Origin of the sequence: Endozoicomonas sp. OPT23, assembly GCF_009653635.1 — a bacterium.
Lineage (GTDB): Bacteria > Pseudomonadota > Gammaproteobacteria > Pseudomonadales > Endozoicomonadaceae > Endozoicomonas_A.
The window spans coordinates 111,457-129,216 of record NZ_PPFD01000002.1 but is presented as its reverse complement, the minus strand read 5'-3'; the positions used below and the strand labels follow the sequence as shown (position 1 = coordinate 129,216).

The window sequence follows — 17,760 nt, the reverse complement described above, 5'->3', positions numbered from 1 at the left end:
ATTTTGTTGTATGACGGCTTAGCACGGCTTAGTCCAATAATGTGCTGTGATCAGTCAACCAAGAAAGAGGCCAATTATGAAAACAAGATTATGCCTTTGTATGATGGTACTGCTGCTTGCATTCTCTCAAACGAATGCCAGTGTTCCGGATATCAGGCCTGCAACAAAAAAATTCACCTCTGAAGCGGTGGAGAGTTATCTCCTTCGCTACGCTCCAGTGATTACTGACAAAGATCTTGCACAACTGTTTAAAAATACCTTTGCTTATACCCTCGATAACACTGTGTTTTATGAAAATGTCGATCAGGATTCGAGTTTAACTGACCTGCGAACTTATATAGTGACCGGTGATATCAAAGCTATGTGGATCAGGGACAGTACCAACCAGCTTACGCCTCTTGCCTTTCTGGTACCTAAAGATGAACGCCTGTTCCGTCTGTTCGTCGGTCTAGTTAATTCTCAGTCAGAGTTTTTGAAAGAAGACCCTTTTGCCAATGCCTTTGTCGTTCCTGGTGGTGACTCATCTCCCAATATGAACGATAAGACCTATGGGCAATTCAATCGCCCGGGAATGCAAGGAAACGTCTATGAAAGAAAATTCGAACCAGACTCTCTGGCAGCTCACTTAAAACTGCAACGAATACTTCTTACTTCCGCGAGCGGCCAACAGATTTCAGAGCTATTAAACGAAGGTCTCAACTGGGCAATGACCACGACCTCACTGATTAATCTACTCACAGCCTGGACCGAAGACGCGACGATACTGAAGAATCCGAACTCCCCTTTTTATTATTACTTTGTTCGCCCTGGTGCCGGTGACCTGGACACACTTAAAAACGGAACAGGTATCCCGGAAAAAGTAACCGGGATGGTTAGAACCCTGTTTCGCCCCAGTGATGATGCCAGCAAACTGCCGTTTAATATTCCAATAAACAGCATGCTGGCCTATGAGCTGTCGGAACTGGCTGAGATCTACCAACAGCTAGGCATGGCAAACGATGAACTGAGAGCCAGAATGACTCAGCTTTCCGCACAGATTACTGAAGCCATTAATACATATGGAACCCTGCAGGCAGCTGATTCAAACTGTCAGTACAGCTATGAAGTGGACGGTTTTGGTAGTCGCTTCTTCATCGATGATGCTAATTACCCCTCCCTGTTATCGCTGCCTTTATTTGCCAAAGGTGTTTATTCAGAAAAGTGTTACACCGATACCCGCCCAAATATTCTGAACCAGACTAGCAACCCATTTTACTTTACTGGTGAAGACTCAGTAAGAAGCGGCGTTGGCAGCCCGCATACTGGCAGTGGCCGTATATGGCCTCTGTCTCTGATATCTCAAACCAGAACCAGTAATGATCCAGCTGAAAAAATCGAACTCATCTATGCGTTACTCGACTCAACAGGGACTACAGGATTGATCCACGAAAGTTACCCTGATGACTCATACAGCGACTACACGAGATCAGACTTTGGTTGGGGAAACGCAGCCTTCTCCGAGCTGATTGTCGAGCTGCTGAACAGTGACTCTGACTTGTTGACTCAAATAAAGCGGCCATTTCACTGATGTTGATGCACCAAGTACCCGAACATATGAATTCTAAGCTATATCCCCGCCATCGGCGGGGATATAGCCATTTAATATTCGATTACGTGCGTCTACACACTTATCGCTGTGTTAGATTACTCTGCGCCATTGAAATAAATACCCGTAAGGGTAATAACAACAGGACTTTCCGGCATGCAATTTCGTCCCTGCATCGACCTCCATCAGGGTAAGGTCAAACAGATTGTAGGCAGTACCCTGAAAGATCAGGACAACTCCGCCACGGTTAATTTCGAAAGTGACCAGTCTGCCGGTGACTACGCCAACCTCTATAGGAAAGACAACCTTCGAGGCGGTCATATCATTAAACTGGGCCCTGACAATGACGAAGCAGCGAGAGAAGCCCTTTCAGCCTGGCCCGGAGGTTTGCAGATAGGTGGAGGGATAACCGCTGAGAATGCTGCAGAGTTTATCACTATGGGAGCCTCCCACATCATAGTGACATCCTATGTTTTCAAGGATGGCAAAATAAACTTTGAGAACCTGCATAAGCTGGTTGCTGCGGTGGGCAAAGATAGGCTGATTCTGGATTTATCCTGCAAGGCGAAAGACGACGACTATTTTATTGTTACTGACCGCTGGCAGAATTTTACTGATACTAAAGTCAGCAAGGAAACACTACAGGAGCTGGCTGAATACTGTGATGAATTTCTGGTACATGCGGCTTCGGTTGAAGGAATGATGCAGGGGCCTGACCTGAAACTGGTTTCATTACTTGCTGAACACTCCCCTATTCCCGTGACTTATGCCGGTGGTATTACCACACTGCCAGATATCGAAAACGTAAATAAAACCGGACAAGGAAAAGTGCACATTACCATTGGCAGTGCGCTGGACCTGTTTGGTGGCAAGCTGTCTTATCAGGATGTGGTTGAATACTGTCAGCAATAAAGATTGAGAAGGAAGGTCGGGCATGCTCACCTTCCATTAGCAAACATTCAACGAATTACTTTTGTGTAACTTTCATCCAGATCAACCACTTCCACCGTGACAATATTCACATCAGAAGCAAACTTGCTGACTGCAGACAACACTGACTGGCTCAAACTGTTTCTAATCTCTGTTTCTCGTCCTGGAAGAATCTTAACGACGACATGAATAAACGAGTCATCACTGTTGACTGTTCTGTATTGATAACACGGATAAGCACGAGATTTAGTGTCTTCAGGACGGAACAACTCCGAAGACAAAACAGCTTCATGAGCAGTGTTTATTAACTGGCTGATACTGAGATCGCCTTCAAGTTCTGCAGAATACTCAACAATACAGTGGGGCATAACGACTCTTATATTCCATTTTATAGCTTACCCACTCTCTACTGACTGCTCCCTGCTGTCAATAAAGCACTTTGCTTTCAAGCTTCTGAAGAATAAAAGAGCAACGTGCAGAATACGACTTGTTTTCAAACGGTCGTTTATCTTAATCTGACATAAGTACTCGGACATTCGAATGTATAAGCTGTTTGCCCGCCTGCGGCGGGCAAACAGCAACTTAATGTTCGATTCGTCTATCTACATACTCATCACAAGAAAATACAATAAGGTTAAAGATGTTCAAGAAGATTCTGCTAACAGCTTCATTATTGCTTCTGCCATTTATGGCCTCAGCCAATGATTACACCGGAAAATGGCAAACCATTAATGACGAAACCAAAAAAGCCCAGTCGCTGGTGACTATCTGGGAAGAAGACGGACTGCTGAAAGGACGCATTGATGCACTGCTCAAGCCGGACTCTAAAGGGTCACTTTGCGACAAATGTGAAGGTGATCTCAAAGACAAGCCGATTGAAGGCATGACTTTTATCTGGAACATGAGTAGAGACGGCGACCGTTATGATGACGGTAAAATTCTGGATCCTGCTTCAGGTAAAGTTTACAGCGCCAATATGGAACTTATCGAGGGTGGTGAAAAGCTGAAGGTACGAGGCTATATAGGATTTTCTCTGCTGGGTAGAACCCAGATCTGGGAAAAAGCTGAATAAGAGTCCCGTCACCAAAAAGCTCAAGGGCTGGCGTTTGCAGCCCTTATTCTTTTAATTACTTTTGTTTTTCCTTTTTATCTCGTCTATTTTTCTAGGGGCACTCTTTTTTATCAGGTTCAGACAGATATGGTTTCAAAAGAAATCGAAGCCTTTTTCGAACAACATAAAAAATATTTTGAAAAAAGGAATATTCAGGGTGTCATGACCCACCATTTAGATGCCTCACTGTTCTGGGATCAGAGCGGTGAAAGTATGAAGGGTCGTAATGAAATCAGAGGCTGGTTCACCATGATGTTTGGTCTCTGGGAGATCAGTAAGGTGGATTATGAAATCGCCATGCTCAGAACCAACGATAAGATGGCAACCTGCGCCCTGTTCTGGTCACTGGAAGGCCACGAGGAAGGTGAACCGGAAGTCACCAAAACAGTACAACTCAAAGTCACTTACTGCCTGGAAAAAAGTGAGCTGGGTTGGAAAATATGGCACGCACACTGCAGTGAAGTATCATAATTTATGACTTAACCGTGAGGGCTGTGCATCACCATCATTTTCTCTATCTGCATGTCTTTAAAGGTATGAGGAATACCTCCGACTCCCAGACCTGAAGTTTTCAAACCAGCGAAAGGCATGCTGTCTGTTCTGAAGGCAGTATGCTCATTAACCATGATGGCTGATGCATTCAGCTTTTTATAAGCCAGTAAAATTTCCTGATGATTATTACTGAACACAGCAGCCTGAAAAGCAAAAGGCAGGTCATTGGCCTGTTTAATAGCTGTATTGATATCGTCGTATTCATAGATACAAACAACAGGCCCAAATACTTCTTGCTGACTGACACGGTCGCTAACTGACGGCTCAACAATAACGGTTGGCATGTAACAGGTCTGACCGACCTTCTGACCACCGCAAGTAACTGTTGCTCCATTCTGCCGAGCTTCATTAACCCACTCTTCAACTCTGTCGATTTCAGCCAGCCTGATTAGTGGCCCGACTTCTGTTGTATCTTCTGTCGGATTCCCCACTTTTAACTGTTTGGCTTCAAGTGAAAACTTCTTGATAAAAGCCTGGCTCTGACTCTTGTGAACAAAGATTCTCTGAGTCGACACACACACCTGCCCGGCATGATAGAACGCACCTTTGAGTAACCTTGATACTGCAAAATCCAGATCAGCTGATTCAGCAACAATAGCTGGCGCTACACCGCCATGCTCCAATGCACAACGAACGCCCTGAGCCAGTTTTGAGCGAAGCAACCAGCCGACTCGAGCACTGCCAATAAAAGAGAAGAAAGCCACACGCTCAGACGTCACCAGATGTTCTGCTACCGGAATGCTGTCAGTGATCAGCACCTGCAACCACGACAAAGGCAACCCAGCCTGATGGAACATATCAGCCAGTTTCAGACAGGAAACAGGGGTGTCTTCTGATGGTTTAACAATAACCGGACAGCCAGCAGCTATGGCAGGGCCTATTTGATGAACGATCAGGTTGAGAGGGTGGTTGAAAGCACTGACAGCCACAACAACACCAATTGGCTCATGGTGAGTAAAAACCATGTGATCACGACCAGTAACTGTTGCATCAATGGCAGGCAGAGAGCCAGTCTCTCCTCTCAGGCAATCAATACACAGCTTTAGACCGTCAATGGCCCTGTCCACTTCGACTCTTGCATCAACCAGCGGCTTACCGCCTTCACTGGCAATGGTCAGTGCCAGTTCTTCTTTTCGCTTAGACACCTGATGAATAGCACGACCGAAAATAGCGATTCGCTCATCAACAGGTAACCACTGTTCTCTATTTTCGAAACAGCTACTGGCACTGTTCAGAGCACTATCAACATGACGACTGTCGCCTGTAGCAACCCTGCAGACCGGAGTAAGGTCGTAAGGATTATTGACGGTTATCCAGCCTGCCTGAGGCTCACTGGAATCCACCAGCAATTTAAACTCATCCATATTTTTTCCTCTGATCAGATCGGGCAGGAGATATTGCCCAGCCTGTCACTGAGCAGCTGGTTTTCCCGATAATCAATAGGAATAACGACCAGGCTTGGACCTTCCTCATTCATAGCAATAGTCAGCTGTTTTTCCAGATCACGACTATTCTCGACCCGATGACCATTCCAGCCAAAGCTGTCGGCCAGTTTCATCCAGTCAGGATTATCAAATTCAAGAGGAGAGTGCTTGCCAAAATGATCCATCTGTTTCCAGGCAATCAGGCCGTACTGTTTATCTTCCCAGATCATCACAGTCATGTTGCAGTTGTATCGTCTGGCGGTCTCCATCTCCTGCACATTCATCAGGAAGCCACCATCACCACAAATGGCCAGAACCTGCTGGTCAGGTCTGACCATACTGGCTGCTATGGCACCAGGAAGTGCAATGCCCATGGAACAGAAACCATTGGGCATCAGGCAGGTATTAGGTTCATGGCAATGGTAGTGACGGGCGATCCACATTTTATGGGCGCCGACATCTGACAACAGAATACCATTAGGTGGCAGAACCGCCCTGGCATCCCAGATAGCCTTCTGTGGTCTTATAAGCCCTTGAGTATCATCATCCCGGTAAGACTCAAACTCCTGCGTCATATCTCTTCTGACGGCTTGCTGCTGTCGTAAATCATAGGCCAGCTGACAGCTCGACATTTCTTTGGTCAAAGCTTCAAGGGTATGAGCAATATCACCCACCAGTTCCAACTCAGGATGGTAGCAACTGTCAATTTCTGCAGGCATGGAGTCGAGATGTATAACCGCTTTATCTGCATCCGGATTCCAGAGGTGTGGATGGTATTCCACAAGGTCATAACCAATGGTGAATACCAGATCAGCCGAATCGACTGCACAGGCCACCAGATCTTTTCTACCTAAACCGATGGTATAAAGACAGGCATCATCATCCATATCAATACAGCCTTTGGCCATAAAGGTACTGATGACGCCGATACCTGTGGCATCAACAAATCGTCGCAGGTTGTCAGAAGCTTCCATGCGAATGACACCGTTACCAGCAATTATGACCGGTCTTTTGGCAGCCTTCAGCTTTTCAAAGGCTTGTTGAATACTGCTACTTTCCGGCATAGGTCTTGGATAACGTCTGACCGAAAGAGGCGTTGAACTGGTGTCCATACTGGCGATGTCTTCACACAGTTCCAGAAATACCGCTCCGGGCTTCTCTGACCTGGCCAAGCGAACAGCCTTTCGAACCATCTCGGGAATATTATCAGGATGACGAATTGTCTCGGACCATTTGGTCACAGGTTTGAACATGGAAACCGCATCCATGATCTGGTGAGATTCTTTATGCAGTCGTTGTGACGAACCCTGACCAGCCAGCACCAGCATGGGAGCCAGATCCATATTGCCATCACCAACACCGGTTAACAGGTTAGTGGCACCAGGACCAAGAGTACCAAGACAACCAGCAACGTTCCCGGTGATGCGACCATAGACCTCAGCCATAAAAGCAGCGCCCTGCTCATGCCGGGTAAGAATAAACTTTATTTTCTTTGACTCACTCAAGGACATTATAAAGTCAGCGTTCTCCTCGCCGGGCACGCCAAAAATATATTCGATTCCTTCTTCTTCCAGACATTTCACAAAAAGATCAGAGGCTTTCATCAAACAGTTCGCTCAGGTTTCATTCGTTGTCTAAGTTCATCGACAAAAAAAAGCCATACAGAAGTCTGTATGGCTTTTACCTTTGATTAATTCTCTGATCTGAAGAATCAGATGTCCTGTCTGTTAACCCTGTCCGAAGAGCCCGGCCTTATCTTCACGCTCTCTCTTCATAGTCATGGTCAGAAACAGAATGGCCATGAAGCAGGCAACCAGTATCAGGATGAATCCACCACTCCAACCCATCACGTCCACAATAACGCCCATGGCAAGGTTGGCAAAGAGTGCACCACCCAGGTAGCCAAACAACCCTGTCAGACCTGTTGCCGTACCTGTGGCTTTTTTGGGTGCTGAATCAGCAGCCTGCAGCCCTACAAGCACAACAGGACCATAGATGAAGAAACCAACAATGATCAGGCAGAGATTATCTATAAGAGGGTTACCAGCAGGGTTCTGCCAATAGATCACGATGGCAATAGACACCATCACCATCATGCAAATACTGACAGGTGCTCTGCAGCCTTTGAAGAAACGATCAGATGCCCAACCACAAAGCAGAATGCCCGGAATGCCAGCAAACTCATAAAGGAAGTAGGCCCAGCCACTCTGGGCCATTGAGAAGCCTTTTACTTCTGACAGATAGGTGGGTGCCCAGTCCAGCACGCCATAACGCACCAGATAGACAAAGACATTAGCTAGTGAGAGGTACCAAAGCAGCTTATTGTTAAAGACGTATTTGAAGAAGATCTCCTTGGCGGTCATCTCCTGCTCATGACTGGCATCATAAGATTTAAGTCGTTCTCCAGTCCACTCTTCAATACTGGGCAAACCACAGGACTGCGGCGTGTCCCTTAACAGCATCCAGGTAAACCCTGCAAAAACCAACGCCACAACACCATGAAACCAGAGCTGGGAATGCCAGTCATGAAACAGGTAAATGGCGAAGATAGCCATTGGTCCTACAAGACCCGCACCGAGGTTGTGGGAGGTGTTCCAGTAAGCCCATTTGACACCACGCTCCCGAACCGAGAACCAGTGGGTCATCACTCGGCTACCCGCTGGATACCCCATGCCCTGGAACCAGCCATTCAAAAACAGAAGTCCAAACATGGCAGTTACAGAAGCCGTCGCAAACGGCGCGATGCCCATAAAAATCATGGTGAGTGCAGAAAGAATAAGTCCAATGCTCATAAACTTCCGTGCATCACTGCGATCAGACAGGTTACCCATTAAAAACTTACTGAAGCCATAGGCAAAAGAGACCGCTGATAGAGCAAAGCCAAGCTCGGACTTGGTAAATCCCTGTTCAATCAGGTTTGGCATAGCCAGAGAAAAGTTTTTGCGAATCAGGTAATAAGCGGCATAACCAATGATTATTCCCAGTAGTACCTGAAAGCGAAGTTTTTTATAGGTTTCATCAACATCTTGTTCCGCTATCTGCTCCTGATGAGCAGGAGGACTGAGAAATCCCAGCATATGCATACACTCCTGATTCTAATCCAAGCCTTATTGCAGACCAGAATCAGGATTTAGCAAGTTTTAAGGAGCGCTTCTGATAAGGGGTTACTGATTAATTAAGCTGTTTTCCTGCCAGATAAAAATATAAGCGATAAGGCATAACTCTCAATAACCCCATGATGCCGGCGAAAGCTGTCGGAAAACGAATTTCAAAGCCACTGCCATTAAGTCCTTTCAAAATATTTTTTGCGGCTTGTTCAGAAGACACCAGAAAGGGCATATGAAATGTATTTTTATCCGTTAAAGGCGTTTTAACAAAGCCAGGGTTAATAAGTCTTACATCTACACCTGACGACTTTAGTTCCAGGTGCAGGCATTCTGCCATGTTAATCAAGGCAGCCTTGCTAGCACCATAGGCTGCTGCAGTTGGCAAACCACGATAACCGGACAGAGATGCATTAATAGCGATCTGCCCGCTGCCCTGCCCTTTCATTATTTCAATCAAAGGTTCAAGACAATAACTGGTTCCCATCACGTTGAGATCCAGATGCTGCTTCACTGTATCAGCCCTGAACTCTTTTCCATCCATAGGAATAAATGTGCCAGCATTTAAAACAGCCAGATCAATGTCCCCATGATTCTCAACAATACTCTTAATCGTATTTTCAACAGAAAGTCGATCAAGGATATCCAAAGGTTTTGGAATTATTTCGCCGCTCAAGTTTTCAGCTCTGGCACTCAGTTGCTCAAGCTTTTCCCGGCTTCGGGCACTGGCAATCACTGTCATTCCCTGACTTGCCGTCAGCAGTGCCAGGGCTTCACCAATTCCCTGGCTGGCTCCGGTAATCCATATGATTTTTGGTTTATCAGAGCCGTTATCAGCACTCACTGTTTAAGCCCTCTGAACGCTTCAGCCATGCCTTTTTCCTTGGCGAACACAAACGTCAGAGTTCCCAGTTTGATGCCCCATTTGCTGACCGTAGCAATATTAATCAATGTGCCGTCTTCCTGCAGATAGAGCCAGTCATCAAACGACACTCGCCAGTTGCTTCCACTCACGGCCAGATCCATTTCATACTTCCAGTTAAAACTGTTACCGGCCCATTTCCCTATCGCTTTGCCGATAACATCTCCGGCACTGCCTTCATAGTGGCCATCAGGCAGTATCTTCAGTTTCCAAAGTCGGTCCGATGTTGTGCCGTCAGAATATTCAAACTGTTCGTCCAGAATCAGAGTGTCATTTTCAACCCTGCCTCTCATCACTACTTTGAATCGGTTTCTCACCTTGCCAAAACGATCCTGAAACATACCCCAGGCCAGGGTTTCTCCCAGAAAGTACTCTTCAACCTTTAGCTCAGGTGTTTCATTTTTATAGTATTCAATATCCATAGTCGTGCATCCCGGAAGAACGGTCAGAGCAAGCAGTGCTGAGAAAAAAAAGCAGAATTTTTTCATTATGACCTTCTGATTTTATAAAGCCTGACATCGGTACTGCCGCTGTTAAATCCTGCCTCACAGTAGGCAAGGTAGAAGTTCCACATGTTGCGAAAGGCTGAATCAAACTTACCCTGATTTATTTCCTGCCAGCGCTGATTGAATCGTTGATGCCAATGCTGAAGTGTTCGTGCGTAGTCAGGCCCAAAGGCAATACTCTTTTCCAACTTCAAATCCGCCTGAAAAATCTTTTCCTGCAGAACACTGTGACTGGGCAGCATACCGCCGGGAAAAATATACCGCTGAATGAAGTCGACATTTTTACGGTAGGAAGCAAAGCGTTCGTCTTCGATGGTGATCACTTGAATCACAGCGACTCCACCAGGTTTTAGGCTGTCACGAATCTTTTTGAAATAGCTATTCCAGTGCGACTCGCCCACCGCTTCAAACATCTCGATAGAAACAATACGGTCATAGCTGCCTTTCAGATCTCGATAATCCAGTAACTTAAACTGCTGATCAGCATCTGCAGGAGCATGATCTTTAGCGTATTGCAGCTGTTCCCTTGATAAGGTCACACCAAGGTAAGGGTGCTGACCCGCGTCGTTCAAGACCCTGGAAAAGCCACCCCAGCCACAACCTACTTCCAGCACCGAATGTTCAGGCTCCAGCTCAAGCATATTCAGGAGAGTTTGATTCTTGTTGTTCTGAGCATCTTCCAGACTCTGTTCTTCTGTGCTGAAGATAGCGCTGGAATAAGTCATGGTGTCGTCCAGCCAATGACGATAAAAATCGTTACCCAGATCATAATGGGCGGCAATATTCCGTCTGCTTCCCCGCTTACTGTTATTGTTCAGCCGGTGTAGCAGACGATTCAGCTTACGGCTGAACCAGCTTGGCTTGAAGGCTTTTTCCAGCGCCTCTTCATTCCTCATGGCCCACGAAACCAGCTGTCGTAAATCCGGTGTTTGCCAGTGACCATCAATATAAGACTCTGCCCAGCCAATAATGCCGCCCCGGGCATGTCGAATGACTCTGGCTGGGCTTTTAATCTCAAGAGTCGGTGTTGTCTGCTCATAGTGAGGGACACCAATGGCGAGCGCTTCACCGCCAGGCAACAGTAATCGAATCTGACTGACATTGGAGCGATAGAGTTTGCGCGACAACCAGGTCAGTCCATAAGGGCTTGCCTTGTTCGTCTGACTGTCACCGAGTTGCTGACTGCTGCCGATTGTCATGACTACGTCTCCATAGATGCCGTTATTGCCTCAGGAGAAAGTTTCCCCTTGCTGGATGAATGGTTGTTTTCCAGCGGTTCATGCCTGACTAAAGGAATACCTTTGAGCCACAGTTTTAACGCCTGCCAGTGAATAGTGACCATGACTTTTATTGTCTGAAACGGAATAGAGACAAAGGCAGTCAGTAACTCTTTATCGGTAATGGACTTTCTTTTGCCATTCAATGCCGCAATAAAAAGCTTCTGCTCGCCTTTAAAAAGCTCAATGCTCAGCTTCAGTAATTCAGCCGGTTTTGGTGCTGCAAAACGATAAAAGCAATCTCGTTCAAAGAAAGGAGAAACATGCATTTGTTTATCTGCAAGCTGGTCAATGTTTTCATTACCGGGGCTTTCAGAAACCGCCATTACATAACTGTGGCGCTCTCCAAAGGTATTACTCACTTCATAAACTATGGCCGTCAGCTTTTCAGCAGAGAAACAGTAATAAACCGAGAGCGGGTTAAAAACATAACCAAGTACCCTCGGGTAACAGAGCAATCGAATATTTTCTGCTGTCTCTAACTGATGTTCTTCGAGCAATTGATTCACACGCTGCTTTAGAGAACAGTCAGAACCATCACCGTAATCACGATCAAAAAAAGAAAAGAGGTTGAATCGGTTTCTGGAAAACAGCCGGAAGTTTTGATTCAGCTGTTCCAGCTCATCAAGATCAAACAGCCAGCTAACCACACGATAGCTAAATTGGTGTACCCTGGGCTGAAACCTGTGATGCATCAGCCGTCCTGTGAACAGCACTGAATTCATCCCTGAATGCTCCCAGCTGTCTTATCGGTATCGGGAATAATCAGTCTGTCACTTTCTCCGGCCACCGTCCACGGTCTACGAACATTGCCCAATGCTTCGGCTACGGCCAGACCGGACTGAATCCCGTCTTCATGAAAGCCGTAACCAAACCAGGCACCGCAAAACCAGGTTCTGTTTCTTCCCTGTAACTCCCAGAGTCGCTTTTGAGCGGACATGGCCGCCTGATCAAAAACCGGGTGATCGTAAAGATAACAGCCGTGAATTTTTTCTGCTGCCGGTTCCTGCCCCGGATTCAACGTAACAAACAAGGATCGACTGTCGATATGTTGCAGCCGGTTCATCCAGTAGGTCACCGATGGTCCCTGACCGCTCTCGGAGCCGAGATAGTTCCAGCTGGCCCAAGCTCTTTTGTTCTCCGGCATCAGCGATTCATCACTGTGCAGCACGGCACGATTGCGCTGAAAAGAGAAAGAACCCAGCAGGTGCTGTTCCAGCTCATCAGGCTCTGCCAGCAACGACAGGCTGGTGTCTGCGTGGGAAGCCATCACTACATGATCAAACGATTGCACATCACCCTGTAGATCTTCCACCAACACATGGTCGTCGTATCGTTTAACGTCTTTTACACAACGATTGAGCTGAACACTGTTACCCAGCAGATCGGCTAATTTATTAACGTAGTTTCGACTCCCGCCCATAACCGTCAGCCAGCGGGGTCTGTCTGAAACCTGCAGCAGGCCATGATTCTGGCAGAAGCGAAGATAAGCCAGTGCCGGGTAATCCAGCATTTTATCTTCCGGGGTAGACCAGATAGCTGCACCCATGGGCAGCAGGTGGTCTCTGATAAAAGTTTTACTGAAACCTTCTTTCTTCAGCAGTTGTCCGAGAGATATTTCTGGAGTTAATGTCTTCAACCACTCTTCGCTCTTTTTATAGAAGCGGAGAATGTCCCGAAGCATTCGCCAGTAAGACGGCTTCAGAAGATTTTTGCGCTGAGCAAAAATGCCATTTAAATCGGAACCGGAATATTCCAGCGCTCCCTGATTCAGGGAAACACCAAACGACATGTCCGTGGCAACTTCATCAACACCCAGATTGCGAAAAAATGCTTTCAGATTGGGGTAGGTGTTTTCATTAAAAACGATAAAGCCGGTATCAACATCAACGGTTTTACCATCCAGATTCACTCTGACGGTATGGCTGTGACCACCAAGCCGATCGTCCTTTTCATAAAGAGTGACTTTGTGTTTGTGGGAAAGCAGCCAGGCGCAGGATAAGCCTGATATTCCAGAGCCAATAACCGCAATATTTAATGGCGTGTCTTTATTATCTTGTTCCATGTTGTCGAAACTGCTCCAGAAAAGTCGTTATCTTCTACTACGGCTATCGGGAACTTTTGGATCATGGGCAGGTGCTTTGCCAAAAAAGTTTATAGTCAGGTGATCCGGTTCGGACGTAAGATCGTATGAAAGACAATTGTCATTCTTAAACGACAACAGCCCATACCTGAAATGTCTGACGCACTCATAAAAACAGATAACACAAAGTTCGAGCCAGGCACTGGACAGAGCCCCGGGCAAAGCTCGGCGCAAATGGCCAGTAACCTTGTGGACCTTGCCCGATACAGGAGCAGGAGTCAGTTTCTGGTAATTTATGATTTTTTTGCCCCCAGACTTAAAAGCTATCTCATTATGCGAGGGGCTGAAAGCTCTCTTGCTGAAGAACTGGTTCAGGAAGCTATGCTGTCAGTCTGGCGTCGTTGCGACAGTTTTGATCCTGAGAAAGCGACAGCCAGCACCTGGATATTTACCATCGCCAGAAATCTCTGGATAGATCATCTTCGCAAGTTCAAACCTGATCGGCTCTCCTCCCTCGATTGCTACGAAGACATAAGCGAACCCGTTGAGACAGAATTTACTGACAGTCATAAATTGAAACAGCTTATTAAAAACCTGCCCTGCCAGCAGGCTCAGTTGATTCATCAGGTCTATTTCTCAGGGAAAACCCACCGGGAAATTGCCGATGAAATGGCCATTCCACTGGGCAGTGTTAAATCCGGACTGAGACTGGCCTTTGAGAAACTCCGCAAGCAGTTGGGAGGCAACCAATGACTATTATTCATCACCACCCTGATATCAGCACCTTAATGAGCTATGCCGCTGGCAGCCTCAGTGATTCCATGTCCTTAGTGATCTCCTGCCATCTGGAACACTGCTCTGACTGTCGACAAAGAAGAGCCTCTGCGGAAAGCCTTGGCAGTTCACTGGTTGAAGAATGTTCACCAGTGTCTATGTCGACAGGGGCCAGAGACGATATTCTTCAAATGCTCAACATTCAGCCTCATCAAAGTTCAGCAGCTCCCATTCCAAAGCCTCCCAAGCACGGTGAAGTACCTTCTGCTCTTCAGCGGCTCCTGGGGCACGCGGAGTTTGACCAGCTGGAATGGAAAACACTGGCTCCAGGAATGAAACAGGTTGCCTTGCCATCCGCAGAAGGCAAGCTCAAACTCCTGAAGATTGCTCCCGGCACCTGCCTGCCATCCCACGGACATTCAGGAACCGAATTAACGCTGGTACTGAAGGGCTCTTACACCGACGAGTGTGGACGCTTTCAGGCAGGAGACCTGGAAGACCTTGACCCTGATACAAAACATCAGCCGGTTGCCGATACTCATGAAGCATGTATCTGTCTGATTGCCACTGATGCACCTTTAAAATTCGAGGGTTTGGTACCCAGATTGCTGCAACCATTTTTCGGGCTCTAGTGCAGCTAAGCGCTGAAAGCCATACAAAAAATACGCAGGTTATCCCCGCTTACGCGGGGATAACAACTGCACGTATATCAAGGCTTTTCTGCACAAGGAGCCTGTCGGACTTTAGAATGACATTGAACAGGGAAATGGTTTTCAACGGCGTATGGTTCTACCTGACCTGGCTTTCTGCCGTCTGGGGGCAGACTGCTTTTCTGCCTTTAACCGCTGCCCTGCTTCTGCTTCATGGTTTTATCCACAGAAAACATCCCACTGAGTTTTTACTGATTCTGATTGTTGCCAGCATTGGAATTGAAATAGATCAGCTACTCAGCTGGAGTGGCTTCTTTATTTTCAAGGACTCTATCTGGTTGCCTGAATGGCTGCTTCTGCTCTGGTGTGCCTTTGCTGCAACGTTAAGGCATAGCCTGAACTTCCTTGCAGGCTCTCCCAAACTGGCGGCCGTTTTTGGTGCTATTGGTGGTTCCTCCAGTTACTTTGCGGGGGTTCAATTAGGCGCTGTCGAGTTTGGTTTCAGCCTTATCTTCAGTCTCACAGTCCTTGCCTTTATCTGGGCTGTGCTAATGCCGCTGTTTTTTCAGATTAATCATTGGCTGAGCAGGAAGTTTGCATGATTCTTCGTACGCTGATTGTATTATCTCTTTTGTTCGCTGCTCCCAATGCTCTGGCTTCCAGCAGTTTCAAGCAGGTAGGTAAAGCTCGCCTCAATGTTCTGTTCTGGTCTGTTTATGATATTGAGCTTCTGACACCGGATGGCCTTTACATTCCAAACCGTATCCCTTTGAAACTAAAGATCACCTATTTGAGAGATTTCTCAGCTAAAGGCCTGGTCAACAGAACCCGCGAGGAGTGGGCTGAGCAAGGTCTGTCACACCCTGACTCCGAGCAATGGCTTAGCCAGCTTCTGAAGATATGGCCTGATATAAAAGAAGGTGATTCACTGGAACTGTATGTTGACTGTTCGAACACCAGCCAGTTCTTTTTTAATGATCAGTTGGCAGGCTCTATTAAAGATAAGGATTTCGGTTCGTCATTTCTTGCTATCTGGCTTTCTGAAAAAACCAGCCAGCCAAACATGCGTTCGAAACTGCTGGCGGGCAAAACCACCAGCGAGCCTGAAAACTCCTTTTGTCGATGAAGACTCCGACCTTCTTAATCCCCTCTCTTAACCACACCTATAGTCATTGAAACCGCTGATTCAGAGTTGCCCTGCTCAAGCATTTCAGGACTGTCCAGTATCTGCAGCACTCCCAAATTAAATTATTTGTCAGGTAGTGGACGTTATGAGTTTTTCTAAAAGTTATCGCGGAAAAAACGCCAATTTTCTGATTAAACTGGCCTGGTCCGTAGAGATCATTGCTGTAATGATTGGCCTGACCATATCTATGGTGATGGCTCTGGCAGCCAACGATTCAGCCTCGGCCAAAGACTCTACCAGTATATTAAATACACACTCTTCCATGCTGGTTGCCGGCCTTCCTTTCCTGTTGGTAGCTGTGGTTGAGCTTTGTAAAATTCCCCTGACATTTGCCTTTATGTCAGTGAAAAGCATTCTCTGGAAAGGGCTGTTTCTGTTCTTTGTCTCATTCCTATGCCTGATCACTTTTGAAACCATGCTGAATGGCTTTGAACGTAATTTCTCCAGCCTGAATTACGAGATCGATAAGCGTCAGAACAACATAGAGAACCTTGAGTCTGAAATTGCTCTGCTGAACACACGCAAAGAACGTATTCAAACCTTCACCTCTGAAGACCTAAACAACGAAACCAGTACGATTCAGCAAAGTATCGAAAGCAACTACAAGACTCAGTTGGGAAGCATCAATGCCAGTGTTGCCAAGAAACTGTCTGGTATCGACTACAGCTACCGTGAAACGCTGGACTCTGAAGTCGGTGCACTGATAGAGCGCAGAGATGGCTACTATCAGGACTGGAACAGCGAACGACAGGAAGTTGAAGGTAAGTTCTCAGCCCTGCTTCTCGATAACCTTTCTGACAGCCGAACTGAAAAACAAAGACTGCTTGGCGAACTGGCTGTTCTTAAAGAAGAGATGGCTGGCAAACTGGCTAAAGCCAACTTCTTTACCCGCGGCGGTATAGAAAGTCGTTATCGTAAAATGATTGCCGAGAAGAACAAACAGATTGACCAGATCACCACTGGCTATCTAGGTGGCGATGCTATTGAAAAACAGGCGTCCATGGAATCACAACTCAAGCAACAGATTGCTTTCCTGAACAATAAGTACGAAGGCCGCATCGCAGAAATCAATCAGCGCATTGCAGACAAGAAACAGGAAATCGCAGATAAAGACCAGGCCAACGCCAGATTACGCAGCAACATTATCACCGGTACCAGTCAAAGCCGTAATAACCTGCTTTCAGACAGACAACAGCGCGAGTCTGAGCTGAAAGAATATACGGGTGAAAAAGAGTCCGAACTGACCATTATCGCAAGTAAGATCAATGGCGTTGAAGATCAGATATTCCGACTCAAGAATGAACAACGCAGCACCCAGGCGGGTATCAACCACCTGATGAATCAGAATCAGGTTTATCGTCTGGCCATGTACGCGTTTGGTACTGACTCTCCCAGTGAAGTCGACAAGCAGATGGTCGGTATCGTTGCTTTTATCTGGTTTGGTTCATTGGCACTTATAGCTTCTGTTACAGGCGTTATTCTCAGTCTGGCTGGCTTCTACATGAAACGCGAGATTATGGCTGAGGAGCTTTTACAAGAGCGTAAAGAAGAGCAGGAGCTGCGAGTGCAGGTTCAGGATATGGTCGAAAAAACAGCTCACCAGCTGGGAGCTGCTCGCAATGAGGCAGCTCCAAACCAGACCAGCTGAGCTCTGAA

At 46.7% G+C, this 17,760-nt stretch carries 18 protein-coding genes; 9 read left to right on the top strand and 9 right to left on the bottom strand.

Translation table 11 applies throughout. The features are described 5' to 3' along the window. The first annotated feature begins 76 nt into the window (after positions 1-76). Together EOPP23_RS02460 and hisA are read left to right on the top strand one after the other, a co-directional pair. The gene (locus EOPP23_RS02460) at positions 77-1,567 is read left to right on the top strand and encodes a glycoside hydrolase family 125 protein (protein WP_153764404.1); all 1,491 of its coding nucleotides are present in this window, start codon (positions 77-79) and stop codon (positions 1,565-1,567) included. 174 nt (positions 1,568-1,741) lie between these two features. Further along, the gene (gene hisA, locus EOPP23_RS02455; protein WP_153764403.1) at positions 1,742-2,497 is read left to right on the top strand and encodes a phosphoribosylformimino-5-aminoimidazole carboxamide ribotide isomerase; all 756 of its coding nucleotides are present in this window, start codon (positions 1,742-1,744) and stop codon (positions 2,495-2,497) included. Positions 2,498-2,544: 47 nt separating this feature from the next. On the opposite strand, the gene EOPP23_RS02450 is transcribed toward hisA, so the two are convergent. Beyond that, positions 2,545-2,883 carry a 5-carboxymethyl-2-hydroxymuconate Delta-isomerase gene (locus EOPP23_RS02450; RefSeq protein WP_153764402.1) on the bottom strand — a complete coding sequence of 113 codons (339 nt, stop codon included), beginning with the start codon at positions 2,881-2,883 and terminating at the stop codon, positions 2,545-2,547. Between the two features lie 272 nt (positions 2,884-3,155). Here EOPP23_RS02450 and EOPP23_RS02445 point away from each other — a divergent pair, with 272 nt between their 5' ends. Then, the gene (locus EOPP23_RS02445) at positions 3,156-3,587 is read left to right on the top strand and encodes a DUF2147 domain-containing protein (RefSeq protein ID WP_153764401.1); all 432 of its coding nucleotides are present in this window, start codon (positions 3,156-3,158) and stop codon (positions 3,585-3,587) included. A gap of 126 nt (positions 3,588-3,713) precedes the next feature. Then, positions 3,714-4,097 (top strand): nuclear transport factor 2 family protein, encoded by a 384-nt coding sequence (locus EOPP23_RS02440; protein WP_153764400.1) that lies wholly within the window; start codon positions 3,714-3,716, stop codon positions 4,095-4,097. An 8-nt stretch (positions 4,098-4,105) separates the two neighbouring features. On the opposite strand, the gene EOPP23_RS02435 is transcribed toward EOPP23_RS02440, so the two are convergent. The 8 genes from EOPP23_RS02435 to EOPP23_RS02400 form a co-directional block, all read right to left on the bottom strand. Continuing rightward, complete coding sequence (locus tag EOPP23_RS02435; RefSeq protein WP_153764399.1) at positions 4,106-5,542, bottom strand: aldehyde dehydrogenase family protein; 1,437 nt, start codon at positions 5,540-5,542, stop codon at positions 4,106-4,108. Between the two features lie 14 nt (positions 5,543-5,556). Then, positions 5,557-7,206, bottom strand: coding sequence for an acetolactate synthase large subunit (locus tag EOPP23_RS02430; protein ID WP_194842465.1), 1,650 nt, complete (start codon positions 7,204-7,206; stop codon positions 5,557-5,559). A 123-nt stretch (positions 7,207-7,329) separates the two neighbouring features. Beyond that, positions 7,330-8,679 (bottom strand): glycerol-3-phosphate transporter, encoded by a 1,350-nt coding sequence (gene glpT, locus EOPP23_RS02425; protein WP_153764397.1) that lies wholly within the window; start codon positions 8,677-8,679, stop codon positions 7,330-7,332. A 94-nt stretch (positions 8,680-8,773) separates the two neighbouring features. Then, the gene (locus tag EOPP23_RS02420) at positions 8,774-9,550 is read right to left on the bottom strand and encodes an SDR family NAD(P)-dependent oxidoreductase (protein WP_370514586.1); all 777 of its coding nucleotides are present in this window, start codon (positions 9,548-9,550) and stop codon (positions 8,774-8,776) included. Continuing rightward, positions 9,547-10,116 carry a DUF3833 domain-containing protein gene (locus EOPP23_RS02415; protein WP_153764396.1) on the bottom strand — a complete coding sequence of 190 codons (570 nt, stop codon included), beginning with the start codon at positions 10,114-10,116 and terminating at the stop codon, positions 9,547-9,549. Before EOPP23_RS02415 ends, EOPP23_RS02420 begins: the two co-directional genes overlap by 4 nt. Then, a complete protein-coding gene (locus EOPP23_RS02410; RefSeq protein ID WP_153764395.1) occupies positions 10,116-11,333 on the bottom strand; it encodes a cyclopropane-fatty-acyl-phospholipid synthase family protein in 1,218 nt (405 codons plus the stop codon). Before EOPP23_RS02410 ends, EOPP23_RS02415 begins: the two co-directional genes overlap by 1 nt. 2 nt (positions 11,334-11,335) lie before the next feature. After that, the gene (locus EOPP23_RS02405) at positions 11,336-12,136 is read right to left on the bottom strand and encodes a DUF1365 domain-containing protein (RefSeq protein WP_153764394.1); all 801 of its coding nucleotides are present in this window, start codon (positions 12,134-12,136) and stop codon (positions 11,336-11,338) included. After that, entirely contained in the window at positions 12,133-13,476 is a 1,344-nt protein-coding gene (locus EOPP23_RS02400; protein WP_153764393.1) for an NAD(P)/FAD-dependent oxidoreductase, read from the bottom strand. Before EOPP23_RS02400 ends, EOPP23_RS02405 begins: the two co-directional genes overlap by 4 nt. Before the next feature lie 252 nt (positions 13,477-13,728). Between EOPP23_RS02400 and EOPP23_RS02395 the strand changes: the two genes are divergently transcribed. The 5 genes from EOPP23_RS02395 to EOPP23_RS02375 all read left to right on the top strand — a co-directional run bounded on the left by EOPP23_RS02395 (position 13,729) and on the right by EOPP23_RS02375 (position 17,752). Then, positions 13,729-14,247 (top strand): sigma-70 family RNA polymerase sigma factor, encoded by a 519-nt coding sequence (locus tag EOPP23_RS02395; RefSeq protein WP_228550538.1) that lies wholly within the window; start codon positions 13,729-13,731, stop codon positions 14,245-14,247. After that, on the top strand, positions 14,244-14,900 hold the full coding sequence (locus EOPP23_RS02390) for a ChrR family anti-sigma-E factor (protein ID WP_153764391.1): 657 nt from the start codon (positions 14,244-14,246) through the stop codon (positions 14,898-14,900). Before EOPP23_RS02395 ends, EOPP23_RS02390 begins: the two co-directional genes overlap by 4 nt. Positions 14,901-15,016: 116 nt before the next feature. Further along, on the top strand, positions 15,017-15,520 hold the full coding sequence (locus EOPP23_RS02385; protein WP_153764390.1) for a DUF2878 domain-containing protein: 504 nt from the start codon (positions 15,017-15,019) through the stop codon (positions 15,518-15,520). Next, positions 15,517-16,044 (top strand): chalcone isomerase family protein, encoded by a 528-nt coding sequence (locus EOPP23_RS02380; protein WP_153764389.1) that lies wholly within the window; start codon positions 15,517-15,519, stop codon positions 16,042-16,044. Before EOPP23_RS02385 ends, EOPP23_RS02380 begins: the two co-directional genes overlap by 4 nt. A gap of 145 nt (positions 16,045-16,189) precedes the next feature. Then, positions 16,190-17,752, top strand: coding sequence for a hypothetical protein (locus tag EOPP23_RS02375; protein WP_153764388.1), 1,563 nt, complete (start codon positions 16,190-16,192; stop codon positions 17,750-17,752). The last annotated feature ends 8 nt before the right edge of the window (positions 17,753-17,760 follow it).

Coding starts and splice junctions, on each gene's coding strand:
- EOPP23_RS02460 (WP_153764404.1), top strand. CDS start 77: ATGAAAACAAGATTATGCCTTTGTATGATGGTACTGCTGCTTGCATTC.
- hisA (WP_153764403.1), top strand. CDS start 1,742: ATGCAATTTCGTCCCTGCATCGACCTCCATCAGGGTAAGGTCAAACAG.
- EOPP23_RS02450 (WP_153764402.1), bottom strand. CDS start 2,883: ATGCCCCACTGTATTGTTGAGTATTCTGCAGAACTTGAAGGCGATCTC.
- EOPP23_RS02445 (WP_153764401.1), top strand. CDS start 3,156: ATGTTCAAGAAGATTCTGCTAACAGCTTCATTATTGCTTCTGCCATTT.
- EOPP23_RS02440 (WP_153764400.1), top strand. CDS start 3,714: ATGGTTTCAAAAGAAATCGAAGCCTTTTTCGAACAACATAAAAAATAT.
- EOPP23_RS02435 (WP_153764399.1), bottom strand. CDS start 5,542: ATGGATGAGTTTAAATTGCTGGTGGATTCCAGTGAGCCTCAGGCAGGC.
- EOPP23_RS02430 (WP_194842465.1), bottom strand. CDS start 7,206: ATGAAAGCCTCTGATCTTTTTGTGAAATGTCTGGAAGAAGAAGGAATC.
- glpT (WP_153764397.1), bottom strand. CDS start 8,679: ATGCTGGGATTTCTCAGTCCTCCTGCTCATCAGGAGCAGATAGCGGAA.
- EOPP23_RS02415 (WP_153764396.1), bottom strand. CDS start 10,116: ATGAAAAAATTCTGCTTTTTTTTCTCAGCACTGCTTGCTCTGACCGTT.
- EOPP23_RS02410 (WP_153764395.1), bottom strand. CDS start 11,333: ATGACAATCGGCAGCAGTCAGCAACTCGGTGACAGTCAGACGAACAAG.
- EOPP23_RS02405 (WP_153764394.1), bottom strand. CDS start 12,136: ATGAATTCAGTGCTGTTCACAGGACGGCTGATGCATCACAGGTTTCAG.
- EOPP23_RS02400 (WP_153764393.1), bottom strand. CDS start 13,476: ATGGAACAAGATAATAAAGACACGCCATTAAATATTGCGGTTATTGGC.
- EOPP23_RS02395 (WP_228550538.1), top strand. CDS start 13,729: ATGGCCAGTAACCTTGTGGACCTTGCCCGATACAGGAGCAGGAGTCAG.
- EOPP23_RS02390 (WP_153764391.1), top strand. CDS start 14,244: ATGACTATTATTCATCACCACCCTGATATCAGCACCTTAATGAGCTAT.
- EOPP23_RS02385 (WP_153764390.1), top strand. CDS start 15,017: ATGACATTGAACAGGGAAATGGTTTTCAACGGCGTATGGTTCTACCTG.
- EOPP23_RS02380 (WP_153764389.1), top strand. CDS start 15,517: ATGATTCTTCGTACGCTGATTGTATTATCTCTTTTGTTCGCTGCTCCC.
- EOPP23_RS02375 (WP_153764388.1), top strand. CDS start 16,190: ATGAGTTTTTCTAAAAGTTATCGCGGAAAAAACGCCAATTTTCTGATT.